Annotated in this window: 5 protein-coding genes; 2 read left to right on the forward strand and 3 right to left on the reverse strand. The window is 51.6% G+C overall.

Annotation, left to right across the window (positions count from 1 at the left end):
- Positions 1-91 precede the first annotated feature (91 nt).
- Together QVO99_RS01475 and QVO99_RS01480 are read left to right on the forward strand one after the other, a co-directional pair.
- A complete protein-coding gene (locus QVO99_RS01475; RefSeq protein WP_022315811.1) occupies positions 92-1,450 on the forward strand; it encodes an NAD(P)-dependent oxidoreductase in 1,359 nt (452 codons plus the stop codon).
- 46 nt (positions 1,451-1,496) lie between these two features.
- Positions 1,497-2,750 (forward strand): pectate lyase family protein, encoded by a 1,254-nt coding sequence (locus QVO99_RS01480; protein ID WP_022315812.1) that lies wholly within the window; start codon positions 1,497-1,499, stop codon positions 2,748-2,750.
- A 126-nt stretch (positions 2,751-2,876) separates the two neighbouring features.
- On the opposite strand, the gene recA is transcribed toward QVO99_RS01480, so the two are convergent.
- The 3 genes from recA to sprA all read right to left on the reverse strand — a co-directional run.
- On the reverse strand, positions 2,877-3,902 hold the full coding sequence (gene recA, locus QVO99_RS01485) for a recombinase RecA (RefSeq protein WP_022315813.1): 1,026 nt from the start codon (positions 3,900-3,902) through the stop codon (positions 2,877-2,879).
- Positions 3,903-4,066: 164 nt separating this feature from the next.
- Positions 4,067-5,539, reverse strand: coding sequence for an alkaline phosphatase family protein (locus tag QVO99_RS01490; RefSeq protein WP_022315814.1), 1,473 nt, complete (start codon positions 5,537-5,539; stop codon positions 4,067-4,069).
- 42 nt (positions 5,540-5,581) lie between these two features.
- The coding region (gene sprA, locus QVO99_RS01495; protein WP_288176858.1) for a T9SS outer membrane translocon Sov/SprA at positions 5,582-8,290 on the reverse strand (2,709 nt) is incomplete at its 5' end.

An 8,290-nucleotide genomic window follows, 5' to 3' on the forward strand; every position in this document is an offset into this window, starting at 1 on the left:
AAGCTGCACCTCAGCATAAGAAATAAATACATTTTTTTCATTATGCATTCAGTTTGCATTATCTCTGCATAAAAGATAAGAATAAAAAAAGATGGAACAGGAAAACAAATTATTCCAGGAAGTGAATGAAGGCTACACCATGCATGACGCCATAGAAGAGGCAAAGCGCTGTCTGAACTGCAAGGTGCCACAATGCAAAAAGGGATGCCCAATAAGTCACGACATACCAAACTGGATTCATGAACTGTCGATGGGTAACCTCGGCAACGCCATGGACATAATAAACAGCAAGAGTAACCTGCCTGCCGTATGCGGACGCGTGTGCCCCCACGAGAAACAATGCGAGGGACACTGCGTGCTCAACAAGAAGGGCAAGGGAATACGCGTGGGAAAACTGGAGAGATTCATCGCCGACTTCGACGGAGACATGGGACTCATCAGAGAGAAACTGCTACCCAAGACTCGTGGAAAGGTGGCGGTAATCGGTTCGGGACCTGCCGGACTGACTATCGCCGGCGACCTGGCGAGACAGGGATTCAACGTGGAGATATTCGAGATGGAGCAGGAACCGGGAGGAGTGCTGATGTTCGGAATTCCGGAATACAGACTGCCGAAGGATATCGTGCGCCGGGAAATAAAGAAGACTGAAGAACTCGGAGTGGTGTTCCACTGCAATACTACCGTAGGAAAAGACGGTCTCAACGTGGACAAACTGTTCGAGATGGGATTCGACGCCATATTCATGGGAACAGGAACGGGCAAGCCCAAGAAACTGGATATACCTGGATGCAACCTTGAGGGTGTGCGCCAGGCGATATGGTTCCTGCGCCGCGTGAGCCTCTACAACGAGGGCAACCTGAGCCGCGACGAAGTGGTGGTGAAGGAAGGCAACAAGGTGTTCGTGATCGGATGTGGAAACACGGCGATGGATGCCGCCAGAACTGCCGTGCGCATGGGAGCAAGCGACGTGCAGGTGGTTTACCACCGCACCATAAACGACATGAGCGCCCTGAGGTCGGAATACGACGAGGCCGTGGAAGAGGGTGTGAAGTTCAACTGGGATTCGAGCATCGTGGAAATTCACGACGACAACGGCACACTGAACGAGGTGGTGATAGAGACCAAGGCCGGCGAGCGCCGCACAGAGAAGGCAGACCTCGTGATAATGGCAGTGGGATCGGCACCGGCAAGCCGCATCGTGTCTACGACGACCGGCATCGACGTGGACGACCGCGGATATGTGCTCACACGAGAGAAGCCATACGGAATGACGACACGCAAGGGCGTGTTTGCCGGCGGCGACGTGGTGAACCGTCCGTCTACCGTAGTGCTCGCCATGCACGATGCCAAACAGGTGGCAGAGGGCATAGCGCAGTATGTAGACGCCATAAAGCTGCTTGAAGCCATCAACATGGATGATGAGCTGAAGAAGACCGGCGACAACAAATAAAGACAAACGACAAGACAAACTATCAATAAAACAAAACTGCAAAAAGATGAACAAATCCATTATCTCACGCTTCCTTATTGCCACGATGATGACAATGGGCACTGTCTCGGCAAATGCCGATTGGACAGACAACATGTCGGCTTATGACCAGAATGCCCCATTGGGATGGGCTACAGTCGGCGGTAATGTCACCGGCGGAGAAGGCGGAACGAAACTGACGGTGAGAACCAAGTCTGAACTGATGAACGCCCTGAAGGGTACCGACAAGAAGATTATATATGTAGAGGGCGAAATAGAGTTCTCCGGACTGAACAGCGTGAAGAGCGCACAGAACAAGACGGTTATCGGAATGAAAGGTTCGGCTCTCGTAAATCCCAAACATTCGTCGAAAGGGAGCGAGACGGGCATCCTGCAACTCTCATCATGCAAGAACATCATCTTGCGCAACCTCACCTTCAAGAGCGCCGGAGCCTACGACATCGACGGCAACGACAACCTCACCATTGCCGGTTCCACATATATCTGGGTGGACCACTGTGACTTCCAGGATGGTGTGGACGGTAACTTCGACTGTGTGAACGGTTCCGACAACATCTGCGTCACATGGTGCCGCTTCCGCTATTTCATTGAGCCATGGGCAGGAGGCAGCGGCGGAGCAGACGACCACCGCAACTGTGACCTCTGGGGAAACAGCGACAGCCGCTCTGAAGACAACGGACACCTGCGCACCACATTCGCCAACTGCTGGTGGGACGAGGGATGCTCGGAGCGCATGCCGAGAGTGAGATACGGACAGGTGCACATACAGAACTGCCTCTACTCAAGCTCCAATGCCCACTACTGCATCGGCTACGGCTACAAGTCGAACCTCTATGTGGAGAACAACGCTTTCATAAGCGCAGCCGCAAAAAAGACACCATGGAAGAACTACGCCACAAGCGGAAGCAAGAAGGACTACAACATCACCACAGTGGGAAACCTGAACGCAAATGACTTCCAGAGCAAGTCGGGCAGTGCGGAATATTTCATCCCGTCCGACCATTATACGCTGAAGGCATACGACAGCAGTCTGGTGCAAGAGGTAGTTGCAAACGAGGAGAATGGTGCCGGCGCCACTCTCGACATTACATCAATGACCGACGGCATTGATGCCGTGGAAACCACAAGCAGCGAACTGCCAACGAGCATCACATACTATAATATGAACGGTATGGAAATCAGCTCCCCCCAGTCCGGCATCAACATCGTGAAGATACAGTATGCCGACGGAAGGACGGTGAACAGGAAGATAAGGAAATAACGGCTCAGCCATCATACAATAAAAAAAGACTGGAGATTATGCCATAATCAATTGACATAATCTCCAGTCTTTTTATACCCGGTCTCACCCCCAAACGGTCATCAGACCATTTTCAACTGTTGGGGCTTATTCCTTCCTGTCGTTGAGTTTCTCCATGATCTGTGCCTCGAGTTCATCACACAGTTCAGGATTATCTCTGAGCAGAGCCTTGCTGGCATCGCGGCCCTGAGCCAGACGGCTGCCATTGTATGAGAACCAAGAGCCGCTCTTCTGTATGATGCCGTATTCCACACCGAGGTCGAGAATCTCGCCGACCTTAGAGATGCCCTCACCAAACATTATCTCAAACTCAGCCTTGCGGAATGGAGGAGCCACCTTGTTCTTCACCACCTTCACACGGGTCATGTTTCCGATAACCTGGTCACCGTCCTTGATTGCCGTGACGCGACGGATGTCGAGGCGCACGCTGGCATAGAACTTCAGGGCGTTACCACCGGTAGTAGTCTCAGGGTTGCCGAACATCACGCCGATCTTCTCTCTCAACTGGTTGATGAAGATACAGGTGGTGTTTGTCTTGCTGATGGTAGAGGTGAGCTTTCTGAGAGCCTGGCTCATCAGTCGTGCCTGCAGACCCACATTGTTGTCGCCCATATCGCCCTCTATCTCCTTCTTTGGAGTCAAGGCAGCCACGGAGTCAACCACGAGGATGTCTATTGCAGAAGAACGGATAAGCTGGTCGGCAATCTCAAGAGCCTGCTCGCCATTGTCCGGCTGCGAAATCCACAGGTTGTCGATGTCCACACCGAGTTTCTCGGCATAGAAGCGGTCGAAGGCATGCTCTGCGTCGATGAAAGCCGCAATGCCGCCGGCCTTCTGGCATTCGGCAATGGCATGGATGGCGAGGGTAGTCTTACCGCTGCTCTCCGGACCGTAGATTTCGATTATTCGTCCTTTAGGATAACCGCCTACGCCAAGGGCTGCATTCAGAGCGATACTTCCCGTAGGTATAACCTCCACGTTCTCTATCTTCTCGTCGCCAAGCTTCATTATCGACCCCTTTCCGAAGTCTTTCTCTATCTTTGCCATGGCAGCCTGCAGGGCTTTCAACTTGCCCTCCTGTGCTGCCGCCATATTTTCGTCTGTCTTTGCCATTTTCTTATTTATATTTATAGTATTGCATATTTACGTCATGCAAATATAGTCATTAAATTTCTGTCTACACAAAAAGTAGTCATTAAAATGTGGCATTCCACAAAAAGTCACCGCCAGCAGAGCTTTCCCCTTACACCCAAATGGGGCATCAGATCGTTTGGGGGTTATTTCATCTCTACGGCATTGCCGATACAACCGTTTGGCATCTGGATATGCACGAGGTTGCAGATGGTGGCAGCGATATCGGTGATGTAGGTAGGATGGCTTGTCTTGCCATGCTTCACTCCCCACCCCATCATGAGGAACGGGATGTGGGCATCATACGGATTCCATGCGGAGTGTGTTGTGCCTGCCTCTATCTTGTCGCCATACACATCATACCATCCCGGCTGCAGAATCAGCTGCACATCGCCATTACGCTTTGCATTGTAGCCATTGAGCATCTTCTCCTTGATGTATGGCGGCACCGTGGCATCAGCTACATGCTCCATATCCACGGCATAAGCCACATAGTCTTTCTTCATGAAATAGTCGATGACATCCTTCTTCACATTGCTCAGCTCCAGTCCTGCCTTCTCGATGGCGTCATGGTCGAGCGCCACGTTGTATGCCATGATATAGCGTGTGAAGTCTGCGTCCACACCATATTTCTGTCTGAAATAAGCGTTGAGCTCCTTGATTTCCTTTTTGTAAGAGAAACCACCGGAGGGGATGCCATGCTCCTGGTTCATCAATATGCCGTTTGCCGCTCCGTGGTCGGCAGTCAGGAAGAGCAGATATTCTCCCTTGCCGATAGTGGTGTCGAGATATTTCATGAAGTCGGCAAGACGCTTGTCGAGGTCAACGAACTGGTCTTGTATCAGCTGGCAGTGGGTACCATACTTGTGTCCTATCTTGTCTGTCGACGAGAAGCTGATGCATATCATGTCGGTTTCGCCCTGCTGTCCGAGTTTCTCATTGGTGATGACGTTCTTTGCCATATCCATCGTCACCTCGTTTCCCGCTGGCGAGAGGTTTATCTGGTCTTCGGTGTATTTGCTCACCGTCTTGTTGTATTTCTCTACCCATGCCGGAAGCTGCTTCATATAATATGTGCTCGACACGAACTTGCTCTGCTTGCCGTCAATCCAGTAGGCGGCGTCAGCGGCATGACCGGCGGGAAGGATGGCGGCACGGTCTTTTATCGCCACCCCGATGACACGCGACTTGAAATCCGTTGCCACCTTGAGCTCGTCGCCGATAGTGGTGCAGAACATGTTGCGAGGCGACATCTGTCCGGCTTTTGTCTTAGTGCCTACGCCAGCCACTGTGGTATCGGCGGTGCAATAGGTGAACTTGCCGTTGATGAGAAATGAGTTTCCCTGTATGCCGTGGATTGCCGGTACAGAACCTGTATATATAGAGGTGTGTCCTACGGCAGTGATGGCCGGGATGTAGTTTATCATCGTGTTCTCACAGTCGAAGCCTTCGTTCATGATCCGCTTGAATCCGCCTTCTCCATAGAGGTCGTAATAGCGGTGGAGATAGTCCCAACGCATCTGGTCTACAACGATTCCTACTATAAGTTTCGGTCTGCTCTGGGCGAATGTCGCCAAGGCTGCCATGATAAGAACAGCTGATAAAAATAGTTTCTTCATATTATTGCTATTAAAGTTGTTTTCACTATTTACATATTCATTTTATCTCGTCAGCGAGAACTTCAGACTAAGTCCGAAGTCCTGTGTCGTCGTCGGATAGCTGCTGCTTGAGAGCAGCGGCGTGTTAGTCTGACGGTCGTAGTAGAAACTCATCGTCAGCAGACGCGACAGTGTATAGTCGGCGGCAAACGAGAGTTTGAACGCTGAGTTTCCGCTGCTTGCCGAACTTGTCATCGAGGCGATGTCTCTGCATATAGCGGCTTGCTTACGGAACGAGAGGTCGAGACGCAGGTTGAGGTCGGTATTGAAACCGCTCCTGTTGTTTCGGGAGTTATTGTTGCTATTCTTCTCGTCGGTACCCGTCTTCTTTCCCTTCACCTTGCGCGCCTTGTTGCCGTTGCCCAGGAGTCCGAAGAAGTCGAAGTTGTTCACCTTGTATCCCATTCCTATCACCCAATCGTTGCTCGACGACTCGTTGAGCTGCACACTCGTCATACTGAGGCTCAGCACTCGTGTCTGCCTGTATTCCAGCTTTGCCGTGAGGTTGTTGTGGAACGTCATGTCAACACCGAGCAATGGCGAGAACGACTCGTTGATGCTCACCGTAGACACGTTGAACATGCTGCTTGGCGTAGGGTTGCCGGTAGTGGCGTCGGTGACGAATCCGAGACCGTTCATAAACTCCTGATAGGTGCTGAACGAACTGTAGGAGCCTACTGCATACACGCTCTTGTAGGCATGGTTGATGTTGAAGCTCTTGAACACTTCGCTGAACCATGGCAGTCTGACGAGTCCGCTGTATCTCACGCTCCAGTTAGGCAGGAGTCTCGACAGCGTAGGGAAGATGTCGAGAGATTTTCCGCCCATGCTGGTATATGTCGAGAGGAAGGCAGGAATCATCACGTCAGCACTGTATTTGCTCACTGTTCCGTTCTCCGGATTGAAGGTATTGCCTGCCAATGTGGAACCTGCCGGATATACGGCATTCTGATACTGGTTCTCCACTCTCTGGCGGAAGCCCTCAAGCGAGTTGCAGAACTTCTCGAACGATGCCGAGTGGTATCCGTTGTTGGCGTCGCCCATGCTCTCGAAGGCAGATCCAAGACTTATCGTAGTCATCGTGAACGTACCGCTCTGCGTTGTCGGCATTCCCTGATACATATACTGCACGCTCTTCGCCGTAGTCATCGTGCGCGATGCGTTGAGGTCTATCTTCAGGTCCTTCACCGGTTCGAGCGTCATCCTCAGCTGCAGGTCCTCGGTCTTCGATGATGTAGCCGGCGTTGCCACACTGTCTGCCATCAGCAGCCATCCACGCTCTGCACTCTTCTGCACATAGGAGTCGTCAACGAATCCGAAGGCGAAGTCGAGTCCTGGCGACATGATGTCGCCGCGGCGCTGTCCGAACACGTTGCCCACCTCCGGCAGGAATCCCGGCAGAGAGAGGCCATACTGGTTGCGGTACGACAGGTTGAAGTTTCTGACGAGCATCAGTCCTCTTGCCACCACCTGCATGGTCTTATACCAGCTCTTGTTTTCGAGCGGTTCCTTTGGCGTGACGAGCAGCTTCACCGTTGTGGCAGAGTCCACCTTCGACGTGATTTTTATCTTGTTGTTGTCGATGGTCTTATACTTCAGCTTAATCATCTTTCCGTCTTTTGTCTTTGCCGACACGATGAGTCGCTTGCTCTTCTTGCCGTGGTTCACGGTCATTGTGGTATCCGGCAGGAGCGTTATCTCCTTTTCAAAAGACTTCTTGTTCTTCGGCAGTTCCTTCGCCTCCTTGAGATTTCTCCTTGCCTCATTGGCCTCCTTAGGCGATTTAGCTCCGTCACGCTTCTTCTTCGTAGCATTGTTGGTGCGCTTGTTGAACCTCTCGTTAGCCTTCTTCAGGAACGGGATGTGGTTATAGAGTTTCTCGAAGTTCAATGCTCCGTTGATGTTCAGCGTCCTGTTGTTGGATATCACGTTTCCGAGCGACTGTCCGTCTTCCTGGTCCGTTCCTCTCGTCCAGTTATACGTTGCGTTGTAGTTGGCGTCGGCAGTAATCCAGTCGAAGACAGGGATAAGGTTTATCGGCACCTGATATGACGCCGTGAAGTTCTGGTTGTAGTCGAGCGGACGGCCGAAGTGCTTGATACTTGTCCACACGGAGTCTTTCCAAGCCGTATACTGGTCTGGATAGAGGTCTTTGTTTACAGGAGTGTATGGTTCCTCGATTTCTGCATGAGTGGCACTGTTGAAACTCATGTGGAGGTTCTTGGTGAGGTCCCAGCGTATGGAGAATTCCCTGTTCCAGAGGAACTGCTCGCTGAATGTCAGAGGCAGCTCACTGTTCTCCAGACTCTCCATATCCCTCTCCTGCAGCTCATAATAGTTTCTGAGCATCTCGGTGTTGAAGGTGATGTTCTGCGGCAACCAGTTCAGACCGAAGCGCTTCAGTATGTCATACCATTTGCTGCGGCTCTTGATTTTCTTGAACGGTTCGAATGCCTTGTATACCGGCGTGTAGCTGTAGTTAATCGAACCACGCCAGTTGTCCTCGTTCTCATAAATCGTAGTCTCGCCGCTTGTATGCCTGTGGCTGTGGCTGTAGCTGAACGAGAAGTTTGCCGGGTCGTAGGGCATCGGATGCTTCTTCGTGGCTATGCCAACCTTCATGTTGGAGAGTGAGAAGTTGGTGTTCGTGGTCTTCGTCACGGCAATGCTTTCTATCGAGTCTTTCTCATGCTTCTCCATCGCGTCGAGAGC

The organism is Prevotella sp. CAG:592 (assembly GCF_000436015.1).
Lineage (GTDB): Bacteria > Bacteroidota > Bacteroidia > Bacteroidales > Bacteroidaceae > Prevotella > Prevotella pectinovora.